The following is a 21,336-nucleotide window of genomic DNA, read 5'->3' as shown; positions in this document are numbered from 1 at the left end:
ATACTCCGAGTCGTTGAATAGCGATTCTTGGTGGTACATATTTGGACATATCTGGGTTTGGTTAGGTGAATTATTCCCGTATACACCAATTGTCTAATTTATCACGGAAATGTCTAAGAAAAGCCCGTCCTAGGGATTACTCTTCCCTTAATCACAGAACGCAGCAGGCGGTTGATCGAATGTCTGTATTCATCGTCGAGAGAGTCGTCCAAAACAGCGGCCATCAAGCCGTAGCGATCGGCTAAAGTCAAACAACCCGTCTCCGTAACAGAGGCAAGCATTTCGGAAATAGCGCCGGGGATAAGTTGAACTAAAAACATGAGACGTTCCCTGAATTCGATACTTATATAATCTCTCGTTCTTGGAAAATCAAGAGTGACGCTGGCATAGCACACAATGTGATGTTTTGAGGCAAACTGTGTGACAGCGACCCTCTAATGTTGTGACGATCTCGTTTTAAGTCTGCGATCGCAGTCACAAAATTAATCTTAGATATTCCAATATCCCCCTCTCCCCTCCTAAATCTAAAGATTTAGAGAGATTTTTCGGTTTTGGGGGTCTCTTTACCCATTTGCCATGTATAAAACGCATCGGCAGTATGCGAAATATTCATAAAACTCAATATTTTGTAAAAATAGATACGAATATTTACAATCGGGGGCTTTACATTAGCTCATAACAAAGGTGCATCGAAACAGAGCGATCGACCGAATCCTCGGTAGCAACTATAACCATAAATAGTTGGGCGACGTTCGAGCCAGCGCCCAGTCAAGCTCAACTGTACAGCCGATCAACCATGCTTAAAAGAAATTCCATCTAGTAACTAAATATACAGTTTTAAATCCATACACTCACTAAGGTTAGCAGGAAAGACACACTTTATGCTCCAAGTCAAGACCTCCCCACACAAGCCAGCAGCGAGGGTAAACCGATGACCCAAACAGTAGAACCCAAAGCCCAAGCGAGCCTGAACAAGTTTGAAAAACTCAAAGCCGAAAAAGATGGCTTAGCATTAAAAGGCGAACTCGACCACTTCGCCGAAATCGGCTGGGAAGCAATGAACGAAACAGATCGCGAGCACCGCCTCAAATGGCTCGGCATCTTCTTTCGGCCAGTAACTCCCGGCAAATTCATGATGCGGCTGCGCTTGCCCAACGGCATCATTACTAGCAATCAAACCAGAACGCTAGCAGAAATCGTCCAACGCTACGGCGACGACGGCAGCGCCGACATCACCACCAGACAAAACCTGCAATTGCGCGGAATTCGCATCGAAGACGTACCCGACATCTTCCGCCGCCTCAAGGAAGCGGGCATGACCAGCATCCAGTCTGGCATGGACAACGTGCGTAACATCACGGGTTCCCCAGTCGCGGGCCTGGACGCCGACGAACTGATTGATACGCGGGAACTGGCGAACGAAGTCCAAGACATGATTACGAACAGCGGCGAAGGCAACCCCGCGTTTTCAAATTTGCCGAGAAAGTTTAATATTGCGATCGCAGGCTGCCGCGACAACTCAGTCCACGCAGAAATCAACGACATCGCCTTCGTACCCGCTTACAAAGACGGCAACATCGGCTTTAACGTTTTAGTCGGCGGTTTCTTCTCCGCCAAACGCTGCGAAGCTGCAATTCCTCTCAACGCATGGGCAAGTCCCAGCGACGTTGTAGATTTGTGCAAAGCAATTTTAACTGTGTTTCGCGATCAAGGCCCAAGAGCAAACCGCCAAAAATCGCGGCTGATGTGGCTGATTGACGAACTCGGAATCGCACAATTCCGAGCCGAAGTCGAACAAGAATTAGGGCGCACTTTGCCCGCCGCCGCGCCCAAAGATGAAATCATCTGGGAAAAACGCGACCACATCGGCATCTACCCCCAAAAACAATCAGGGCTCAACTATGTAGGGCTGCACGTTCCAGTCGGACGGCTGCAGGCATCGGATTTGTTCGATTTGGCCAGAATTGCCGAGGTTTACGGCAGCGGCGAGCTCAGGCTCACTGTGGAAGAAAACGTGATTATTCCCAACGTTCCCGACTCGCGGATTGAATCGCTGGTCAAAGAACCGCTGTTGCAGCGTTTTTCCATCGAGCCCGCACCGCTGATGCGAGCCTTGGTTTCCTGCACCGGCGCCAAGTTTTGCAACTTCGCCCTCATCGAAACCAAAAGTCGATCCGTGGCAATGATTGAGGAACTCGATGTCGAACTGTCACTTCCCAAACCGGTCAGAATTCACTGGACAGGTTGCCCCAATTCCTGCGGTCAACCCCAGGTAGCAGACATCGGTTTGATGGGAACAAAAGTTCGCAAGAACGGCAAAACCCTCGAAGGTGTAGACATTTACATGGGAGGCACAGTTGGCAAAGACGCTCATTTGGGTGCTTGCGTCCAAAAAGGCATCGCTTGCGAAGACCTCAAACCGCTGCTGTATCAACTGTTAGTCGAGCAGTTTGGGGCAGTTCCCAAAGAGATCACAGGGGATGTAGCTGTGCTGCAGCGGCAACTGCAATTGACGGTTGAGGAGGGCGAAGCGGCAGCCCAAGCACCCAAACCTCAGACATCTACTGTCATTTTCGCTCGATCGGGCAAAGAAGTTGCTTGCAGCGAAGATGAGTACATTCTCGATGTTGCCGAACGGGCGGGAGTCGAACTTGACAGCGATTGCCGAAAGGGAGTTTGTGGCACTTGCAAGCAGAAACTCCTAGAAGGTAATATTGCCGCCTACGACAGCCACCCCGAAGCGGCCGCAGGCTTAGAACCAGGGTTCATTTTAACTTGCAGCGCACGGGCGATCGGCAGAGTGACGATCGACGCCTAATCTCATAATGTGAGATGCGATGCGAAGGTCGCGAATCAATCTCACATCTCACATTTCCACCATCTCAAAGTACAACAACAATTCAAGACAAATGAGCAACCTTTCCAGAAGAAAATTCATCATCACCGCTGGAGCAACAGCAGCCGGCACCCTCCTAGCCCACGGTTGCAGTTCCGGCCCCACCACATCTAACGCCACTCCCGGCGGCGCTTCGCCCACCGCCGCTCCAGCAGTCAACATCAACCCTGCCGACGCCCCAGAAGTTACCGCAGCCAAACTCGGATTCATCGCCCTCACCGACGCAGCACCCTTAATCATCGCCCAAGAAAAAGGGTTATTTGCCAAGTACGGCATGAAAGATGTACAAGTTACCAAACAAGCATCTTGGCCAGTTACTCGCGACAACTTAGAACTCGGTTCCGACAAAGGCGGCATTGACGGGGCTCACATTTTATCCCCGATGCCTTACCACATGACATTAGGCACTATTACCAAAGGCAATCAGCCAGTGCCGATGAACCTTGTGGCGCGGTTAAATACTAACGGTCAGGCAATTTCGCTCAGCAAAAAATACCTAGATTTAAAAGTAGGTACAGACAGCGCACCCCTGAAAGCAGCTTTTGGCCAAAACCTTCCTGTTGCTATAACTTTTCCCGGTGGCACCCACGACTTGTGGATGCGCTACTGGCTAGCAGCCGGCGGCATCAATCCAGATACAGATGTTTCCGTGATTCCCATACCGCCGCCCCAAATGGTAGCGAACATGAAATCTGGCAGCATGGAAGCCTTTTGCGTCGGCGAACCTTGGAATGCTCAGCTAGTTACTCAAAAGGTAGGATACACCGCCTTAGTAACCGGAGAACTTTGGAAAGACCACCCAGAAAAAGCTTTAGCTTTAAGAGGAGATTGGGTTGAGAAAAACCCCAAAGCTGCTAAAGCAATAACAATGGCTGTACTGGAAGCCCAGCAGTGGTGCGACAAGGCAGAAAATCAGGATGAGATGTGCCAAATCATCTCTCAAGATAAGTGGTTAAAAGTTCCAGTAGCAGATATTATCAGTCGCTCTAAAGGTCAAATTGACTACGGTACCGGCCGCATTGAAGCTGCCAGCCCAGTGGCGATGAAATTCTGGGCGGATAATGCTTCTTATCCCTACAAGAGTCACGATGCTTGGTTCTTAACTGAAAATATTCGCTGGGGTTATATCCCGGCAACTACCGACATCAAAGCCACAGTGGATAAAGTTAACCGCGAAGATATTTGGAAAGCAGCAGCGACAGCACTTGGCGTTCCCGCAGCCCAAATTCCTACTACCACTTCTCGCGGTGTCGAAACCTTCTTTGACGGCGTGAAGTTTGACCCAGAAAAACCAGAAGAATATCTCAAGGGTCTGGCAATCAAAAAAGCATAATTAGTTGGTTGACTGTTGACAGTTGACTGTGAACAGTTGACTGCTGACAGTTGACAAACCCCTAAAAGTGATGGTGTTGGACAGAGTGAAACGGAGGGTTCGTTCGACGGGCCAAACCTGCTGAACTCTGTTCAAAGTATCTACAAATAATCGATTATTCACAATACTGCAAAAAGAAAAATGGCAACAAACCTCGCTGTTACTAAAAGCAAAAATCCAGTAAATTTCCTTCTGGATAATGTTCAAAAAAACCGCCGAAAAATCATCCGACCGCTGGTAGCAATTACAGTTCTGCTGATAATCTGGCAAATCCTCTGCAACAGTCCAGAGTCGAGCTTGCCGGGGCCAATCAAAGCTGTCCAAGAAAGCTGGAATCTGATTATTAATCCTTTCTTCGACAACGGCGGTACAGACAAAGGCTTGTTCTGGCAAATTTTGGCTAGCTTGCAGCGGGTGGCGATCGGCTTTACTCTAGCAGCAGTTCTCGGCATCAGTTTGGGAATCCTGATCGGCACAAACTCCTTAATGTTCGATGCTTTAGACCCGCTGTTTCAAGTATTCAGAACTATCCCGCCCCTAGCTTGGCTGCCGATCGCCCTGGCTGTATTTCAACAGTTCAATCCCTTTGAAGGCATGGGGGTGAAAGCTAACGAAGTTTCTGCACTTTTCGTAATCTTAATTACAGCAATTTGGCCGATTTTAATTAACACCACAGTAGGCGTTCAACAAATACCCCAAGACTACAGAAACGTCGCCCGCGTATTGCGCCTCCCCAACCAAAAATACTTCTGGAAAATCCTGCTCCCCTCTTCTGTTCCTTACATCTTCACTGGCTTGAGAATTGGAATCGGTTTGTCTTGGCTGGCGATCGTAGCTGCGGAAATGTTAGTCGGCGGCGTCGGTATCGGCTTCTTCATCTGGGACGCTTACAACAGTTCTCGACTCAGTGCAGTGATTCTAGCAGTGCTTTATGTAGGAATCGTCGGTTTGATTTTAGACAGAATCGTTGGTTTCATCGCTTCCAAAGTGGTTCCCGAAGAACAGAAATAGGATTTGGGAATGGGGCATCGGGCATCGGGCATCGGGCATGGCGAATGGGGAATGGTTGCCAGCTACAAACTGCTAGAAATTAGTTGTAAATTAATGCCCAATGCCCAATGCCCTGGGCGGGCAAATGCCCAATGCCCAATGCCCAATGCCCAATGCCCAATGCCCAATGCCCAATTTCCCCTTAATAATTAGCATCTAGAAATTACCAACTAACCTAAAAGAGCCATGTCAGTATTTGTTGAAGTAGACCACGTTGATCGCGTATTTAACTTGCCCAACGGAGAGCAATACATTGCTCTTAAAAATATCGAACTGAAAATTAAAAAAGGAGAATTCATCACCTTAATTGGACACTCTGGCTGTGGCAAATCTACACTGCTAAATATCATCGCCGGCCTCGACAAAGCAAGTCAGGGCGGGATTACTTTAGAAGGCCGCGAAGTCCGCGATCCAGGCCCGGACAGAATGGTGGTGTTTCAAAATTACTCACTGCTACCTTGGCTGACGGTGCGCGAAAATATCGCCCTAGCAGTAAATGAAATTTACAGCGGTAACTCTCAAGAAGATCGCGAGTTGGTGATCGAACACCACATTAAATTAGTCGGACTCGGGCACGCCGCCGACAAACGCCCAGGCGAAATTTCTGGGGGGATGAAACAAAGAGTTGCGATCGCCCGCGCCCTGGCGATTCGCCCGAAATTGCTGCTGCTAGACGAACCCTTCGGCGCCCTCGATGCCTTAACTCGCGGCGGTTTGCAAGACCAGTTGATGAAAATTTGCGAAGAAAGCAAAGTCACCAGCGTCATGGTAACTCACGACGTGGATGAGGCTTTATTACTGAGCGATCGCATTGTGATGCTCACCAACGGCCCGGAAGCGCAAATCGGGCAAATCCTCGAAGTCAACATTCCCCGCCCCCGCAAACGCATGGAAGTTGTCAACCATCCGAGTTACTACGCACTGCGTAACGAAATGGTTTACTTCCTCAACCAGCAAAAGCGGGTCAAACAGCGCAGGGCCAAACAACAACCCGCTGTCATAGCCCGCAACGGCTTGGAAAAAATCAACCTCGACATCGGCTTTATTCCCCTCACCGACTGCGCGCCCTTAGTTGTAGCCAAAGAAAAAGGCTTCTTCAAAGCGCACGGCTTGGAAGAAGTCACTCTCAGCCGCGAACCTAGCTGGAAAGCGATCGCCAAAGGAGTCGCCGAAGGACGGCTGGACGCGGCGCAAATGGTCGCAGGAATGCCGATCGGTATGCTGTTGGGGCTCGACGGTGAAGCCCCTGTACCCGTCTGTAGCGCCCTCACGCTGTCTCGCAACGGCAATTCGATTGTTTTCAGCAAAGACCTTTACAGACAAGGCATTCGGACATTACAGGATTTCAAAGCTGCGCTCGCCAAGAGTCCCGATAAAGTTCACACCTTGGGCATGGTACACTCCGCCTCCATGCACAATCTGCTGTTCCGCTACTGGCTGGCCGCTGGGGGCATTGACCCCGACCTCGACGTGGGCTTGACCGTGATTCCGCCCCCGCAGATGGTATCGAATTTAAAAGCAGGCAACATTGACGGTTACTGTTCAGGCGACCCCTGGAACTCCCACGCCGTCAACACCGGTACGGGTTTTGTCATGGCCCGTTCCCTCGATATTCTGCCCGGACACATCGAAAAAGTTCTCGGTGTTAGCGAAGATTGGGCTCAGAAATATCCTCAAACCCACCTGGCCCTCGTCAAAGCGCTTTTGGAAGCCTGCGAATACTGCGACGACCGCCGCAACCGCGAAGAAGTCCTAGGATTGATTAGCCAAGAACAATACATCGGCGCCGATCCGAAAGACATCCGTCCAGGGTTCATCGATCCGTACAACTCCGGTACGGAGGCAGAACCCGAAATGCTCTACAACTTCAATCAGTTCTATGTTGACAAAGCCAATTTTCCAGACCGCCTAGAAATGGTGTGGGTGATGGCGCAGATGGCTCGCTGGGGACTGATCCCGTTCCCGAAAAACTGGGTGGAAGTGGTCGATCGAGTTTTGCGGCCCGATGTTTTCGGTCAAGCAGTGCGCGAATTGGGTTTACCGGATATTGCCAGAGATCGCCGGACGATCGAGCTATTTGACGGCACGGTGTTTAATCTCGACGACCCGATCCACTATCTTCAAAATGTCAAAATCAAACGTGGCGTTCGCATTGAAGAAATTTTAATTGAACAAATAGGCAGTCAATGTTCCATCAAACTGCCAGCATAACCAGCAAATAGGAAGAGGGAATGAGGAGCAAGAAATCAGGAAACAAGACTCCACATTTCCCCCTTTCTAACTCCATAATTTCAAATTATCAATCGCAAGCTGTCATGTCTAATTCCTCAACCCAAAATCCAAATCCTGAAAATATGCAAACTCTAAAAACCCCCCAAACAACCAAAATTCAAACGCCCAAGCAAGACTTTCTTACTATTAAAGACGTATCGAAAGTCTACGAAACTCCTAAAGGCCCTTACGTGGTTCTCGACGGTGTAAACCTGACTATTAATGAAGGCGAATTTATTTGTTTGATCGGTCACTCTGGCTGCGGCAAATCAACTTTGCTGAATATGATCGCGGGATTCAACGGGCCGACAAACGGAGAAGTAGCCCTGGAAGGTTCGCAGATTACTGAACCAGGCCCCGATCGCATGGTGGTATTTCAAAACTACTCGCTGCTACCGTGGCTGACTGCTACAGAAAATATTCACCTCGGCGTTGAAAATGTTTACCCGGAAAAGTCCGCAGACGAACACAATACCATCGTCAAGGAACACTTGGAATTAGTGGGGCTGACCGAAGCTTGTAACAAAAGACCGGGCCAATTGTCCGGGGGGATGAAACAGCGGGTGGCGATCGCCAGAGCTCTGGCAACTCGTCCCAAACTGTTGATTTTGGACGAACCTTTCGGAGCTCTAGACCCGATTACCCGCGAAGAGTTGCAGGAAGAATTGCTGAAAATTTGGCGGAAGGAAAAAATTACCGTCATTATGATTACTCACGATATTGATGAGGCTTTGTTTTTGGCCGATCGCATCGTGATGATGACCAACGGGCCTGCAGCTTCCATCGGCGAAGATATGCACATTCCGTTCAGCCGTCCCCGCAACCGGGCGCGGATTATGGAAGACCCGAAATACTACGAACTGCGTAACTTTGCTTTGGAGTTCCTGTTTTCTCGCTACGCCCACCACGAAGAAGGTGAAGAAACGGACTCGGAGACAGAAGCCGTCGCGCTACCGATGCCATTACCTGCTAGCAAAAAGCCTGCGGTTGCGGAGACTGCTAACAGGCCGATCGCCCCTGCGTCCTTTGTGCATCACGCAGCCGTTGCCCCTGAAGCTTCGCCGATCAAACGCGGCATCCTGGGGGCCTCGTGGTTCGTAGCAATGGTTACTTTAGCTGCCGTCAATATGTCTGCTATTTCCAGCCAGCTAAAGCAAGCGAAACTAGAAGAAACTACACCGCAGGCGACGACTGCGGCGGCGGTTGTGAGTTCTCCCCCCAGCCCGCAAATCGCAGCAAGTTCGATCGCACCCAATGCTAGCCCTGCACCCATCGCTGCTGCTAGCCCAGCACCCATTGCTGCTGCTAGCCCAGCACCCATTGCTGCTGCTAGCCCAGCACCCATTGCTGCTGCTAACAGCGCAGGCGCGCCCAATGCAGCCACCAGTGCCACATCAGAGATTTCTGACCAAACCGAACTGGATGCGATCGGAAAGCAGTTGTATGCACAAATCGACCAAACATGGAAAACAACTCCGACATTTACCGAAAGCTTGACTTATCGGGTCAAAGTCAAAGAAAACGGCGATATCCTACAGTTCGATCCCACAAATAAAGCAGCTAAAGATTTCGTCAAAGAAACTCCTCTGCCGGTTTTGCAAACTCCTGCCGGTGCCGCAGCAGGCGCTGAAAAAACTGCTGAGTTCCAAGTAACTTTTAGCCCCACCAACGGTGGCGTATTTGAAGTAAAATCAGGGAAATAGGCGACATAATACTCCCGCACTAAATCTCACCTTGCTATCAACAACTATGCCAAAAGTAGTACCGACGCGCTGTTTGAGCTATGCAAAAATTCCTCCTAGCCCCCATCCTTGGGGGTGACAAGAGTTAGGTGGAATTTCCTCTGTTTGAGGAACATTTAGTAGCAGCCCGAAGCTGGCTACAAGCCAGAGCAAGGGCGATTTTTAGTAAGATAGCGGGTAATTTTAAATCAGGGTATTGTCGATTTCTGAGAAGCATATATGCGGAAACTAAGTAATTATTCTCACGTTATTTGCAGGAACCCTCAGTTCCGACTATAATAACGAATTACCAATTACGCATTAGCTTTCAAAAATTAGCATCTAAAATCACCAGATGGAAACTATAAAAACTCTTTGCCCATACTGCGGTGTAGGTTGCGGTCTAGAAGTTGTTCCCGACAAAAAACAAAGTTGGAAAGTGCGGGGCGATCGCAATCACCCATCGAGTCAGGGCATGGTTTGTATTAAGGGAGCAACCGTAGCAGAGTCCATTCGGAGCGATCGGCTACTGTATCCAATGATGCGAGATACTCTCGACCAACCGTTCCGCCGCGCTAGCTGGGACGAAGCTCTCGATGCAATTGTTAATCGCATCCAAACAATTCGCAGCACCAGCGGCGCCGATGCTTTGTGCGTTTACGGTTCTGGTCAATTCGCAACAGAAGATTATTATATTGCCCAGAAACTAATGAAAGGTTGTCTGGGTACTAATAATTTTGATGCTAATTCTCGCTTGTGTATGTCTTCAGCAGTCTCTGGATACGTTCAAAGCTTTGGCTCGGACGGGCCGCCTTGCTGTTACGACGATTTAGAATTAACAGATTGCGCTTTTATTATCGGTAGCAATACAGCGGAATGCCATCCGATTGTATTCAATCGATTAGCTAAGTACCACAAAAAGCATCCCCATGTCAAGATGATTGTGGTAGATCCAAGGCGGACTCCGACTGCTGAAGCGGCGGATTTGCACTTAGCAATTAAACCGGGTACGGATATAGATTTGCTTAACGGAATTGCATATTTGCTGTTACGCAGGCAAGCAATAGATTCAGAGTTTATAGAAGAATGCACGGCGAATTTTTCAGCTTTTGCTGAGGTTATTAGCAGCTACACGCCGGAGTTTGTAGCCTCGCGCTGCGGCATTACTGTCAGCGAGTTAGAAACGGCGGCAAACTACTGGGAACAGTCGCAGCGCGTTTTGTCTCTGTGGTCGATGGGAATCAACCAGTCGTCGGAAGGCACGGCAAAGGTGCGATCGCTGATTAATTTGCACTTGATGACCGGTAAAATCGGCAAACCGGGAAGCGGCCCGTTTTCCCTCACCGGCCAGCCAAACGCGATGGGAGGGCGGGAAGCCGGAGGACTGTCTCACTTGCTCCCAGGCTACCGTTTTGTGAAAAATGCCGAACACAGAACCCAAGTCGAGGAGTTTTGGGGAATCGCACCGGGAAGCATTTCCCCGAATCCGGGCCGCACAGCTTGGGATATGATCACCGGTTTGGAAAGTGGCGAAGTCGAGTTGCTGTGGATTGCAGCTACTAATCCGGTGGTGAGTATGCCGGATTTGGAACGCACTAAAGCCGCTTTGCTGCGATCGCCCTTTACTATTTATCAAGAAGCTTACTATCCCACTGAAACCTCGGCCTACGCTCACATCCTGCTGCCGGCAACGCAGTGGAGCGAAAAAACTGGAGTAATGACGAATTCCGAACGCCGCGTTACCTTTTGTCCCGGTTTCGACACTCCCTCCGGGGAAGCCCGCGACGACTGGAGCATTTTCGCTGAAGTCGGCCGCCGGTTGGGTTTTGCCGAACACTTTGCTTTCGAGAACAGTGCGGATGTTTTTACAGAGTACGCACAGTTGACGCGGGGGCAGCCTTGCGATATGACCGGCCTCAGCCACGAATACATCCGCCAAGAAGGGCCGCAGCAGTGGCCTTGCCGGGAAAACGAGCCTGTGCATCCAGCGAACGAAGCGAAACGGCTGTATACTGACAGGCGTTTTCACACTCCTGACGCGCGGGCGAGATTTTCGGCCTATCACTCGCGGGGACTGGCAGAACCTCCCGATCCAAATTATCCGTTTGTGTTGACGACAGGGAGACTTTACGGACACTGGCACACGATGACGCGGACGGGTAGAACAGAGAAAATTAATCAATTGCACCCCGATCCGTTTTTGGAAATTCACCCCCGCGATGCTGCCACATTGCAGATTAAGGAGGGGGATTTGCTGGAAGTTCGATCGCGCCGCGGCAAGGCGCAGTTTCCGGCAAAAGTCACAAAGGCGATCGCCCCAGGTACGCTATTTGTACCGATGCACTGGGGTTCTCTGTGGGCCGAAGGCGCTGAAGCCAATGCCATGACTCATGCTGCAAGCTGTCCAGATTCCAAACAGCCTGAGTTAAAAGCTTGTGCGGTGCAGTTGGTGCTGGTTGGGGCAGAAACTGCGGCGGAAGTTGGATCAGAAGTTACCGCAGAAGTTGGGGAATTTAATTGGCCAAAATCCCCCCTCGCCGCCACTTCTTGATCTGCTGTCTAACTATGGGATGTTACACATCACCGCAGAACGATCGGGAAGCCGCGGGCGATCGACATGGGGGGGGTTTTCCTTCGGGAGAATGTCTTCTGGCGAAGGCCTTCTGCGTTCTTTTTAATTAATCGAGTCAGACAATTGCCGTTTGCACCTCAAGGTGCTATAATCGTTTTACAAGGCTTTATTTTCGGCAGTGCAGTTCGTTCGATCGGCGTTCCTCCGGATTTAAATCTCTACACACTCTGATTCTGGAGAATGTTCAATGTCAATCTATGTCGGCAATTTATCCTACGAAGTAACGCAGGAGCACCTCAACCAAACTTTTGGAGAGTACGGTACAGTAAAGCGGGTTCAGTTGCCTGCTGACCGGGAAACAGGTCGGATGCGGGGCTTCGCTTTTGTAGAAATGTCTACTGAAGCCGAAGAAGCCGCAGCCATTGAGGCTCTTGACGGTGCTGAGTGGATGGGTCGCGACCTCAAAGTCAACAAAGCAAAACCCCGTGAAGAACGTGGTTCCAATTCTGGTGGTGGTAACTGGGGTAACAACGATCGCGGTGGCAATTCTCGTCGCTACTAAACCACCCGAGCTAAATTTTTAGCTATCTTCTATATGGCGTCGGGGCAAGCTGGGAGCCAACAATCATTCTCTGTTGAGAAGAGATAGTTAGTTCAGTGGTCGCACCGCGCCTTAAAAGCCTCAAAATATTGCTAGACAATAGTTTGAGGTTTTTTTATGGCAAAAATTTATTAAGCAGGAGTTGATCGCGTGCGATCGATTCCTCGCTGACAGGAAAAAGTATAAAATATAACAGGCAGAGAGAGTCGCCTTCCCCAGTGCCCGGTTGCCGTTGTGAAACTACACACTCGCAGAGTTTTACGCTTGCAAAGTGTACCGAACAATGACAAAATCATTAATTAAGAATTAAGACTAAATCACTGGTATGCTGAAAAAAATATTTAGGCAAATTTCCAAGTCAAGCAGTGATGAAAATTTTCTGCATTTTACAGAAAGTGTAGAAGTAGTAATATCTAAAATTTTATCACTGGCGATGATTTGGGTAATTCTCCTCAGCGTTTGCGATTTGCTGATTTTTTTAGCAAAAGAATTGGTAAACCACACTGATAATTTGTTAAAAGACACGTTGTTTGTGATATTTGGGTTATTTTTAAATGTTTTAATTGCTCTGGAAATCTTGGAAAATATTACAGCTTATCTGAAAAAGCACGTAATTCAAGTAGAGCTAGTTATTGTAACTTCTTTGATAGCAGTATCTCGAAAAATCATCATTCTTGACCTGGAAAAAAAAACCGCAGCCGACTTGATTGGTTTGGCGACAGCAATTTTCGCGCTTTCCATCAGTTACTTGATAGTGCGAGCCACAAATAGAGGAAAAGATTAATATCGGGAATTGAGAAGTGGGAATTGTTAATAACTAATATCAGATGCGATCGAGCGACCGGACATGATATTATTCCAACAAACCAGGAGGAGGCACAATTTCAATTCGGCCTTGTTCTAAGTCAACAACTGGCACAATCTCTTCCACAAAAGGAATCAAGATTTTTGTGGATTTAGGCTCTTTAACGCGAATTTTCCGTGGTTTGCGGGTATTTCTGGGGTCAGCGTTTGCTTGGGGAGTTTCAGGCTGTTTTGGCTTTTCTAATTCTGCGGCGACAGTTTCCGGCGGCGTTAGATTCGTTTCTACTTCTAAAAGGTCGTTACCTGCAGGAATAATATCACTTACCTTGCCTAAGATTTCCCCGGTTAACTGGTTAAAAACTTCCATACCGATCAAATCTTGGACGTAAAACTCATCAGATTCGAGGTAAGGTCGATCGGTCTTTTCAACAAACAACTTACAGCCCCGCAGCGCCTCAGCACTATCGCGGTCTTCCACACCCTCTACCTCTACAGCATACAGCCCTTTGCCCGGAATGTAGCGACCGCCCAAAAACTCGATCGGTTCCGGTTCACTTTTGTTAGGTCGCAAAATCCACCGCTTCCCCGGTTCGATAAACCTTTCCGGGAAATCCGAATCGGGATAGACTCGCACTTCCCCGTCCAAACCTTGAGCTGCTACAATTTTACCGATTTCTATCCATTCAGACATAAACTTTTTGGGAATTGGGAATTGGGAATTGGGAATTGGGCATGGGGCATGGGCCAAACAGGGCATGGGCCAAACAGGGCATGGGCCAAACAGGGCATGGGGCATTGGTAGCAAACAACAAATAACTACTGACTACTGACTAATGACTACGGACTACTGACTTCTTTACACCAATCCCGTTCTCAGCGCTACAACTGCGGCTTGCACGCGGTCATCGACTGCCAACTTATTCATAATACCGCGAACGTGAGTTTTAATAGTATTTGGGCTCAAGTAAAGCGCCGCTGCAATTTCGGGATTGCTGTTACCTTCCACCATTAATTTTAACACTTCCAATTCCCGCTGCGACAACTGGCCAAAAGTAGTTGTAGAGGCAGGTATCGGCGGTTTCAGGTGTTCGATGACAGTCCGGGCAATTTGAGGGTCAAGATATGTAGCCCCCTCTGCTGCGGCTGCAATCGCTGCTAACAGCCTGTCTACGGAAGCACCTTTAATACAATAAGCATCAGCCCCGCTAGAAAGGGCAGCAATAATTTCCGTTTCTGCCGTGTGAGAAGTTAACATTACTACTCGAACTTCTGGCAATTGCGCTTTAATTTGCTGCGTCGCTGCTATGCCGTCGAGCCGTGGCAAACCGATATCCATTACAATAATATCAGGTTTGAGTTTCAGTGCGGCTGCTACGCCTAAATAGCCGTCTTCTGCTTGTCCTACTATTTCTATGTCTGGGGAATCGGCTAAAACTTGCTCTAATCCCAGTTGCATCATCGGGTCATCTTCAACAATTAAAATTCTCATAATACGAAGGAAGTTCGGCAACGGATTGTGTAACGGATGTAACGGATGTAACGGATGTAACGGATGTCAGGAAGAAGGAAGTTCGGCAACGGATTGTGTAACGGATGTAACGGATGTAACGGATGTCAGTCCGATGGAAGTCCGAAGAAGGAAGATTACTTAGTTGTTAATATTTTACATGAACTTATACCGAACCAATAACACATAACCAATAACAACTAACTACTGACTAACTTTTAAAACTTCCACGAATTCGCCCGGTACAATCCAGGTGTCCCCTGGTGGCAAAACTGCTAAACCACTCGTATTGGCGAGGTTAATTAAATTCGCTGAATTTTGGCTGCCGCTAGCAGGTTCAAATTCCCAGACTCCGGCAACTAAATGTAGTTTACCCCAAACATAAGTTTCGCGCCGACCTGGCGATCGCAATTCAGCATTACACCTAGCTTTGAGAAACTCCGGCCCCCAAGCATCCGGGCCAAGCCCAGACATCTTTCTCAAAGCAGGTACAACAAACCGCCAACAGCAGACTAAAGCCGAAACCGGATTTCCCGGCAAACCAAAATAGAGACAATCCGAATTTTTTTCACCTCCTTTAAACCCAGCAACCGTTAAAGGTTTCCCCGGCTTAATAGCCACAGAACTAATGTGAACTTTTCCTCCCAAATCTGCCAAAATTTTCTCGACATAATCGTAGTCTCCTACCGAGACGCCGCCCGTAGAAAGCACCACATCCGCCGTCGCCACAGCCCCGGCTATCGCCTTCTTTAACGCCTCTTCATTATCAGGAACTATGCCCAATCGAATCGGTTCAAATCCCATTTGTGCCAACAAAACTGTCAAAGCATACTGATTCGAGTCTACCAGTTTCCCCGGTGCCAAAGGTTCGTCAGGCGATACCAATTCGTCACCAGTAGAAAAAATTGCCACCCGCAGCCGCCGATAAACGGGAACTTGAATGCACTGGGCAGTTGCTAACACCGCCATTTCTGGGGCGTTGATAACTGTACCGGGAGTTAGCAAAGTTGTTCCTGCTTGATAAAAAGCGCCTTTGTGTCTGACAAATGCTTGCGGTTTTTCAGGAGAAACTAAGATAAAAATACGATCGCCCTCACGCCTTGTTTCTTCCTGCATTACCACCGTATCAGCACCCGCTGGCATTATAGCACCTGTAAAAATTCGCGCCGCTTGCCCCGATTGCACCGTACTTTGAGGTCGATATCCCGCTGGAATTTCCTCAACTACTTCGAGTACCGCTGGTTTTTCGGTGCTACAGTTTTCCACATCCGCAAACCGCACCGCGTACCCATCCATTGCTGAATTATCCCAATAAGGAAAATCCAGGGAACCAGTGACGGGTGCAGCCAAAATGCGCCCCGATGCTGCCAGTAAGTCTACAGTTTCTACATCCCGCTGACTGTCGAGGGGTTGCGCCAAATTTAGAACGATCGATTCTGCTTCTTTCACTGACAGCATGACTGTCTCCTTGTTTTGATAACACTCATGATTAAGTTTAGCAAAATATCCAGAGATATTGGTGATATAATTTTTTTGGCTTTTGGCAGTAAACCTAATTTTGGGGATTAATTGCTTATGACTATTTCTCGCTTTGTTGTTCGCCTCAATTGTTTCTCCTTATTATTGGTGGCGATACTGATATTTTTCACTCAACTTTCCGGGTTAAAAGTCAGCGATTTATTCTTGCCGCCTTATTCTTATCCCCATCCCAATGTCGCTTTGTTAACTCGGACTTTCCAAATTTTATGTTCTGTACCCGTCATTGTTTGTACTTTCACCTATAAATTAGCTCGAAGTATTCAACCGCGCACTTCAGAAAATCGATTTATTCTGTTTTCGGCTTTATTAACAGGTGGATTTTTACTAAATGAAATTTACAGAATTCATATATATATGGTAGCCGGGGGAATTCCTAAGCTCGGAGTAAGTCTTTTATACGCCGTGGTTTTGTCATCCTACGGATGGTTTTTTCGGCGAGAACTACAGTTAACTCCCTACCAAATATTGTTAGCGGGTGTAGGCTTGTTGTTTTTTGCGATCGGCGTTGATTCCCTGCATATAAAAAACAAGATATTCTCCAGTTTACTAGAGGGAATACCTAAATTGCTTAGCGAAATCAACATTGCATTTTATTATTGGTATGTCTGTAAGTGTTTCCTCCAAAAAGCATTTGATAAAACTATTAATAGCTAGTTATAAGGATGTGATATAATGAGCCAAAGTGCATAAAAAGATATCCATTAAATCCTCTTAACCATTAATAATATTTACAGCATCTGCATCGCTCGGCATTGAGCCGCCTTCATATACATAATCTGGCTTAAAAGTCCCAACGCATCCTGATAAAATACCATGATAGCAGTTACCATCAACTTCAACTCGATCGCCAAAATAACCGACGACCAATTTTATCAACTGTGTCGCGAAAACCCCGATGTCAAATTTGAACGCAACGCCAAAGGAGAAATAATCGTCATGCCACCCACAGGAGGAGAAACCGGAAATTACAATTTTGAAATAGCTACTGATTTTGGAATTTGGAACAGACAAACTCAACTGGGAATTTGTTTCGATTCTTCAACTTGCTTCAAACTGCCCAGCGGTGCAAACCGTTCTCCCGATGTCTCTTGGATTGAAAAATCAAGATGGGATGCACTCACTCCCGAACAAAAACAAAAATTTCCTCCCATTGCCCCGGATTTTGTCTTAGAGTTAATGTCGCCAACGGACAGTTTAAAAGATACTCAAGACAAAATGCAAGAATACATGAATAACCAAGTAAAATTAGGCTGGTTAATCAACCGCAAAACCCGGAGAGTCGAAATCTATCGCCAAGGACAAGAAATAGAAGTTTTGGAATGTCCAACAGAACTATCGGGAGAAGATGTTTTGCCCGGTTTCGTGCTAAACTTGAAAACACTGTGGCAATAACTAGACATCCTGCATCTGTCAGCGTTTATTTGCGTTCATCTGCGGTTAAAAAAAATCTCATGGAAACCAATACAGAAACTACTGCACCCACTGGCTTAACAGCCGAACAACACAAACAGAAAATGCAGCGACGCCAAGAAGTGCAATCACAGCGAATCGCTAACTCCTCCAAAGAAAAAGGTTTAATTATAGTCAATACGGGTAACGGTAAAGGCAAAACCACGGCTGCCTTGGGAATGGTTGTGCGATCGCTCGGTCACGGATACCGCGTCGCCATAGTACAATTTATCAAAGGAGCTTGGGAACCCGCAGAGAAAGCCGTTTTTCAACTCTGGGAAAAACAGCTAGAATTCCACGCAATGGGAGAAGGCTTTACCTGGGACACGCAAGACCGCGATCGAGATATCGAAACAGCTCAAAAAGCCTGGGAAAAATCTTTAACTTTTATCTGCAATCCCGAATTTAAATTAGTTCTTCTAGATGAAGTTAATATAGCATTAAAACTAGGTTATTTGCAAGTCGAGCAAGTGCTTTCCGGGTTAGACCAAAAACCCGAAGAAACCCACATTATTTTAACAGGCCGAGGCGCCCCGCCAGCGCTAATCGAACGGGCAGACTTGGTGACAGAAATGACTTTAGTTAAGCATCCATTCCGAGAACAAGGCATTAAAGCTCAAGCAGGTATTGAGTATTAAAGTTGTTGGTCTTCAAAAGTTTAGTCCTAATTAGCTAAAAGCTGATTGGGAGTTGACTGAAGCCTGACTACAAACCGTATTTATGTTGTTTCTAGTCAGGACTTTTTACCCAATCTAACATCTAACATCTAACATCTATAGCAATCCTAAATCATTCTCATAATTATTGTAGGGGCAATCCGACCCCTACTCCCCGTGGTTGCCCGATAGATAGGGGGTAGGCACGGGGAGTAGGGGTAGCACTACCCCTACAAATTTATCTGAATCATTTAGGATTGCTATAACATCTAAAATCGAGCTATGCTGGCAACATCAGAGTAAAAGTTGACCCCTTGCCAAACTCGCTACTCACAGTAATTTCTCCCCCCAGCATATGAGAGTATTTCTGCGCTATTGACAAACCCAAACCCGTACCTCCGTACTTGCGGGTAGTCGAAGCATCAGCTTGCGTAAAAGGTTGAAATAACTTTTGTAGCTGTTCAGGAGTAATCCCAATCCCCGTATCAGTACACTTAATAATTAACTGTTCCGAATTCCAACGATTCTCGTCATTTTTAATTCTTTCAACGCTGAGTGTAATTGTCCCTTTATGAGTAAACTTAGCTGCATTACTGAGCAAATTAAACAAAATTTGAGTAAACTTAATTTGATCGGAATACAATTCGCCAATATTATTAGGACATTCCACATTCAGGCGATTAGTGTTCCGCAAAAATAGCGGTTCAACAGTTCGGACTACATCTTGAACTGCCTCCGACACGTCAAAAGTTTCTAATTCAAGTTCCGCGTGACCGGCTTCAATCTTCGACAGGTCCAGAATATCATTAATTAAGGAAAGTAAAAGCTGGCCTGAATTGTGAATTCTCTCCAAATCCAACACAAAATTTTCCTCGCCCAAATCTAAAGCCTCTTCTTGCAGAATCTCGCTGTAACCGATAATCGCATTCAGAGGAGTTCGCAGTTCGTGGCTCATGTTAGCCAAAAACTGGCTTTTAGCCAAATTAGCTGCTTCTGCAGCTTCCTTTGCCTTGTAGAGTTCTGCCTCGGCTTGCAAGCGGTCGGTTACGTCGTGAGCCAGCACTAATTCAGCATTTCTACTATCAAATACCAGAGCATAAGAAGTAATTTCTACATCAATAATTGTTCCGTCTTTTTTCTGGTGCTGCCACACACCTGCAAACTCAATACCGGCATCTACTGGAGAGATATTTTCTATCAATCTCGGCATCTCTTGGGGGGGACGAATGTCCGCAACGGTCATCTTGAGAAATTCGTCGCGAGTGTAGCCGTAATGTTCGACGGCTGCCTGATTGACGGCTATAAATTCCAGAGTTTCTAAATCGTAAACCCACATCGGATGGGGGTTATTTTTAAACAAAAGTCTGTACCGTTCTTCCGAGGCTCGCAGTTCGGCTTCGGCTTGTTTGCGCTCGGTAATGTCGCGGACAACCGTGCAAATAATCTCGCGGCCGCCGTAGGAAATCACGCTCCCGCTCACTTCTACATCCACGCAGGAACCGTCTCGGCGGCGGTAGAGAACTTCGCCAATTCTGAATTGTTTGTCCGTCAGCAGCAACTCGATATTGTTGTCAATTAGGTCTTTAGAGTAAGCGATGATATCGTAAATAGTCAGTTGCGAAATCACATCAAGACTGTAATCGAGCAAGTCTCTAAACGCTGTATTGGCTTCCAAAAGACGTTTGGTTTGAGCGTCCCACAGGAAAATGCAATCTGTAGCTTGCTCCACGACGGCTCTGTAGCGGGCTTTTTCCTCAAGTTGTTCGCTGTCGGCTTGGGCGATCGCACTCAACATTCCGTTGATAGTATGGGCAAGGTCGGACAACTCGTCTTCACCCGTCACCGGTAGTCGCACCGAGAGGTCTTGGCTGCTACTGACGCGCTTCACTGCTTTCGCCAAACTGCTCAACCGAGACAGTACAAGACGCTCTAGCAGTAGTAGAGTGCAGCCGACTAACCCAACTCCTACTAACGCTACAGACCCCAGCAGGTACAGCAAACTAATCTGACCTTGCCGGTATATTTCTCTGGGGATATCCACCCGCAATAGCAGCGCAGGTTGGTTGTAAATATCCCTGATCAAAGCGTAACCCGCGATCGACTCTTCGCTTAAAGGACGCACCAAAATCGGTTTTTTTTCCGACAGTTTCTCCCGCACTTGCTGAAAGTCTGCAGGCAACCTAGCCTCATTCACGCTGTGTACGATTAGCGGCAAGCGAGTAATTTTAGAAACCTTTGCAATGCCCGTAGCATCCAAATTGCGCCCGAATATCAGCGTACCTCGGATCGGGCCAGTGCTTTTAGTCGTGAGAATAGGCCGGGAAGTAATCAGTATTGGCCCTGACGGTAGCAGCATGATACCAGCGAGGCTGCTTTTGGCGTTGGGGTGGTGCAACAGCGGGTCGCTGAGAGAAATGCGCCGTTTTAATGCTTCTGGAACAGGCGTTAGTTTCAGCTTTTCGCTGTCTAAACCCGTACCGTAAACTATTTTGCCCGAAGTATTGACAAATACGGCTATATTAACTCTTATATTAGCGAGCCCTTCTGGAATTAAATTGGAGTCAATGAATTCTGAGTTGCGGTTTTGGATAAAATTGTAGGTGTCGTCCCAGGACGACCAATCGGCAAAGCGCGAGTTAAAGTCATCTGCGGTTTGCCCGAACACATTGAGCACTCCCTTGACAACCTGTGTGGCTTCTTGTTCCTCTGCTTTGATCAGGCTGCCCAAGAGGATGCTTGAGGAGGCGACATACAGAATGCTAGTCAGTCCAGCGATGGTAATGCCAATGATCGATAGTGTTTTTCGACGCAGTTTCATCTTTATTCCCCCTTGGAGACTCCCACTGTACCTGTAGTCAGGTCAGTGGCGAGAGGAAAAGGGGGGCAAGGTTTAGGCCG

Annotated in this window: 18 protein-coding genes; 13 read left to right on the top strand and 5 right to left on the bottom strand. The window is 47.6% G+C overall.

The window, feature by feature from the left end:
- Nucleotides 1–113: 113 nt before the first annotated feature.
- The gene (locus QUB12_RS32710) at nt 114–320 is read right to left on the bottom strand and encodes a hypothetical protein (RefSeq protein WP_333310366.1); all 207 of its coding nucleotides are present in this window, start codon (nt 318–320) and stop codon (nt 114–116) included.
- A 611-nt stretch (nt 321–931) separates the two neighbouring features.
- Between QUB12_RS32710 and QUB12_RS32705 the strand changes: the two genes are divergently transcribed.
- From QUB12_RS32705 to QUB12_RS32660, 9 genes are all read left to right on the top strand, one after another.
- Nucleotides 932–2,818: a ferredoxin--nitrite reductase gene (locus tag QUB12_RS32705; protein WP_445300692.1), complete on the top strand. Its 1,887-nt coding sequence runs from the start codon at nt 932–934 to the stop codon at nt 2,816–2,818.
- 91 nt (nt 2,819–2,909) lie between these two features.
- Nucleotides 2,910–4,229 (top strand): CmpA/NrtA family ABC transporter substrate-binding protein, encoded by a 1,320-nt coding sequence (locus tag QUB12_RS32695; protein WP_333143943.1) that lies wholly within the window; start codon nt 2,910–2,912, stop codon nt 4,227–4,229.
- A gap of 180 nt (nt 4,230–4,409) precedes the next feature.
- Nucleotides 4,410–5,279 (top strand): nitrate ABC transporter permease, encoded by an 870-nt coding sequence (gene ntrB, locus QUB12_RS32690; RefSeq protein WP_333143944.1) that lies wholly within the window; start codon nt 4,410–4,412, stop codon nt 5,277–5,279.
- 9 nt (nt 5,280–5,288) lie between these two features.
- Nucleotides 5,289–5,471, top strand: coding sequence for a hypothetical protein (locus QUB12_RS32685; protein WP_333143945.1), 183 nt, complete (start codon nt 5,289–5,291; stop codon nt 5,469–5,471).
- 33 nt (nt 5,472–5,504) lie between these two features.
- Nucleotides 5,505–7,529 carry a nitrate ABC transporter ATP-binding protein gene (locus tag QUB12_RS32680; protein ID WP_333310363.1) on the top strand — a complete coding sequence of 675 codons (2,025 nt, stop codon included), beginning with the start codon at nt 5,505–5,507 and terminating at the stop codon, nt 7,527–7,529.
- Nucleotides 7,530–7,633: 104 nt separating this feature from the next.
- Nucleotides 7,634–9,292: a nitrate ABC transporter ATP-binding protein gene (locus tag QUB12_RS32675; RefSeq protein ID WP_333143947.1), complete on the top strand. Its 1,659-nt coding sequence runs from the start codon at nt 7,634–7,636 to the stop codon at nt 9,290–9,292.
- Nucleotides 9,293–9,665: 373 nt separating this feature from the next.
- Nucleotides 9,666–11,861, top strand: coding sequence for a nitrate reductase (locus QUB12_RS32670; RefSeq protein ID WP_333310362.1), 2,196 nt, complete (start codon nt 9,666–9,668; stop codon nt 11,859–11,861).
- Between the two features lie 268 nt (nt 11,862–12,129).
- Nucleotides 12,130–12,444, top strand: a complete 315-nt coding sequence (locus tag QUB12_RS32665; protein WP_333143949.1) for an RNA-binding protein — start codon at nt 12,130–12,132, stop codon at nt 12,442–12,444.
- 364 nt (nt 12,445–12,808) lie between these two features.
- A complete protein-coding gene (locus tag QUB12_RS32660) occupies nt 12,809–13,267 on the top strand; it encodes a phosphate-starvation-inducible PsiE family protein (RefSeq protein WP_333143950.1) in 459 nt (152 codons plus the stop codon).
- A 69-nt stretch (nt 13,268–13,336) separates the two neighbouring features.
- Here the strand turns inward: QUB12_RS32660 and rimM are convergent, their stop codons facing one another.
- A complete protein-coding gene (rimM, locus tag QUB12_RS32655) occupies nt 13,337–13,978 on the bottom strand; it encodes a ribosome maturation factor RimM (protein WP_333143951.1) in 642 nt (213 codons plus the stop codon).
- A gap of 165 nt (nt 13,979–14,143) precedes the next feature.
- Nucleotides 14,144–14,776 carry a response regulator transcription factor gene (locus QUB12_RS32650; protein ID WP_333206562.1) on the bottom strand — a complete coding sequence of 211 codons (633 nt, stop codon included), beginning with the start codon at nt 14,774–14,776 and terminating at the stop codon, nt 14,144–14,146.
- Nucleotides 14,777–14,801: 25 nt separating this feature from the next.
- On the opposite strand from QUB12_RS32650, the gene QUB12_RS32645 reads away from it, so the two are divergent.
- Nucleotides 14,802–14,939 (top strand): hypothetical protein, encoded by a 138-nt coding sequence (locus tag QUB12_RS32645; protein WP_333310360.1) that lies wholly within the window; start codon nt 14,802–14,804, stop codon nt 14,937–14,939.
- A gap of 59 nt (nt 14,940–14,998) precedes the next feature.
- On the opposite strand, the gene QUB12_RS32640 is transcribed toward QUB12_RS32645, so the two are convergent.
- Nucleotides 14,999–16,252: a molybdopterin-binding protein gene (locus QUB12_RS32640; RefSeq protein WP_333143952.1), complete on the bottom strand. Its 1,254-nt coding sequence runs from the start codon at nt 16,250–16,252 to the stop codon at nt 14,999–15,001.
- 117 nt (nt 16,253–16,369) lie between these two features.
- On the opposite strand from QUB12_RS32640, the gene QUB12_RS32635 reads away from it, so the two are divergent.
- The 3 genes from QUB12_RS32635 to cobO all read left to right on the top strand — a co-directional run bounded on the left by QUB12_RS32635 (nt 16,370) and on the right by cobO (nt 18,420).
- A complete protein-coding gene (locus tag QUB12_RS32635; protein ID WP_333143953.1) occupies nt 16,370–16,987 on the top strand; it encodes a hypothetical protein in 618 nt (205 codons plus the stop codon).
- 159 nt (nt 16,988–17,146) lie between these two features.
- Nucleotides 17,147–17,725 carry a Uma2 family endonuclease gene (locus QUB12_RS32630; RefSeq protein WP_333143954.1) on the top strand — a complete coding sequence of 193 codons (579 nt, stop codon included), beginning with the start codon at nt 17,147–17,149 and terminating at the stop codon, nt 17,723–17,725.
- A gap of 59 nt (nt 17,726–17,784) precedes the next feature.
- Nucleotides 17,785–18,420, top strand: coding sequence for a cob(I)yrinic acid a,c-diamide adenosyltransferase (cobO, locus tag QUB12_RS32625; protein ID WP_333143958.1), 636 nt, complete (start codon nt 17,785–17,787; stop codon nt 18,418–18,420).
- A gap of 298 nt (nt 18,421–18,718) precedes the next feature.
- Here cobO and QUB12_RS32620 read toward each other — a convergent pair whose 3' ends face one another.
- The gene (locus QUB12_RS32620) at nt 18,719–21,256 is read right to left on the bottom strand and encodes a CHASE4 domain-containing protein (protein ID WP_333143955.1); all 2,538 of its coding nucleotides are present in this window, start codon (nt 21,254–21,256) and stop codon (nt 18,719–18,721) included.
- Nucleotides 21,257–21,336: the final 80 nt, after the last annotated feature.

Source organism: Microcoleus sp. B7-D4, from assembly GCF_036705125.1.
GTDB lineage: Bacteria > Cyanobacteriota > Cyanobacteriia > Cyanobacteriales > Microcoleaceae > Microcoleus.
The sequence above is the reverse complement of the archived record's forward strand: the minus strand, read 5'-3'. Positions and strand labels throughout refer to the sequence as shown.

Bases quoted from the DNA above. Each gene is read 5' to 3' on its own strand.
- QUB12_RS32710 (WP_333310366.1), bottom strand. From the start codon at position 320: ATGTTTTTAGTTCAACTTATCCCCGGCGCTATTTCCGAAATGCTTGCC.
- QUB12_RS32705 (WP_445300692.1), top strand. From the start codon at position 932: ATGACCCAAACAGTAGAACCCAAAGCCCAAGCGAGCCTGAACAAGTTT.
- QUB12_RS32695 (WP_333143943.1), top strand. From the start codon at position 2,910: ATGAGCAACCTTTCCAGAAGAAAATTCATCATCACCGCTGGAGCAACA.
- ntrB (WP_333143944.1), top strand. From the start codon at position 4,410: ATGGCAACAAACCTCGCTGTTACTAAAAGCAAAAATCCAGTAAATTTC.
- QUB12_RS32685 (WP_333143945.1), top strand. From the start codon at position 5,289: ATGGGGCATCGGGCATCGGGCATCGGGCATGGCGAATGGGGAATGGTT.
- QUB12_RS32680 (WP_333310363.1), top strand. From the start codon at position 5,505: ATGTCAGTATTTGTTGAAGTAGACCACGTTGATCGCGTATTTAACTTG.
- QUB12_RS32675 (WP_333143947.1), top strand. From the start codon at position 7,634: ATGTCTAATTCCTCAACCCAAAATCCAAATCCTGAAAATATGCAAACT.
- QUB12_RS32670 (WP_333310362.1), top strand. From the start codon at position 9,666: ATGGAAACTATAAAAACTCTTTGCCCATACTGCGGTGTAGGTTGCGGT.
- QUB12_RS32665 (WP_333143949.1), top strand. From the start codon at position 12,130: ATGTCAATCTATGTCGGCAATTTATCCTACGAAGTAACGCAGGAGCAC.
- QUB12_RS32660 (WP_333143950.1), top strand. From the start codon at position 12,809: ATGCTGAAAAAAATATTTAGGCAAATTTCCAAGTCAAGCAGTGATGAA.
- rimM (WP_333143951.1), bottom strand. From the start codon at position 13,978: ATGTCTGAATGGATAGAAATCGGTAAAATTGTAGCAGCTCAAGGTTTG.
- QUB12_RS32650 (WP_333206562.1), bottom strand. From the start codon at position 14,776: ATGAGAATTTTAATTGTTGAAGATGACCCGATGATGCAACTGGGATTA.
- QUB12_RS32640 (WP_333143952.1), bottom strand. From the start codon at position 16,252: ATGCTGTCAGTGAAAGAAGCAGAATCGATCGTTCTAAATTTGGCGCAA.
- QUB12_RS32635 (WP_333143953.1), top strand. From the start codon at position 16,370: ATGACTATTTCTCGCTTTGTTGTTCGCCTCAATTGTTTCTCCTTATTA.
- QUB12_RS32630 (WP_333143954.1), top strand. From the start codon at position 17,147: ATGATAGCAGTTACCATCAACTTCAACTCGATCGCCAAAATAACCGAC.
- cobO (WP_333143958.1), top strand. From the start codon at position 17,785: ATGGAAACCAATACAGAAACTACTGCACCCACTGGCTTAACAGCCGAA.
- QUB12_RS32620 (WP_333143955.1), bottom strand. From the start codon at position 21,256: ATGAAACTGCGTCGAAAAACACTATCGATCATTGGCATTACCATCGCT.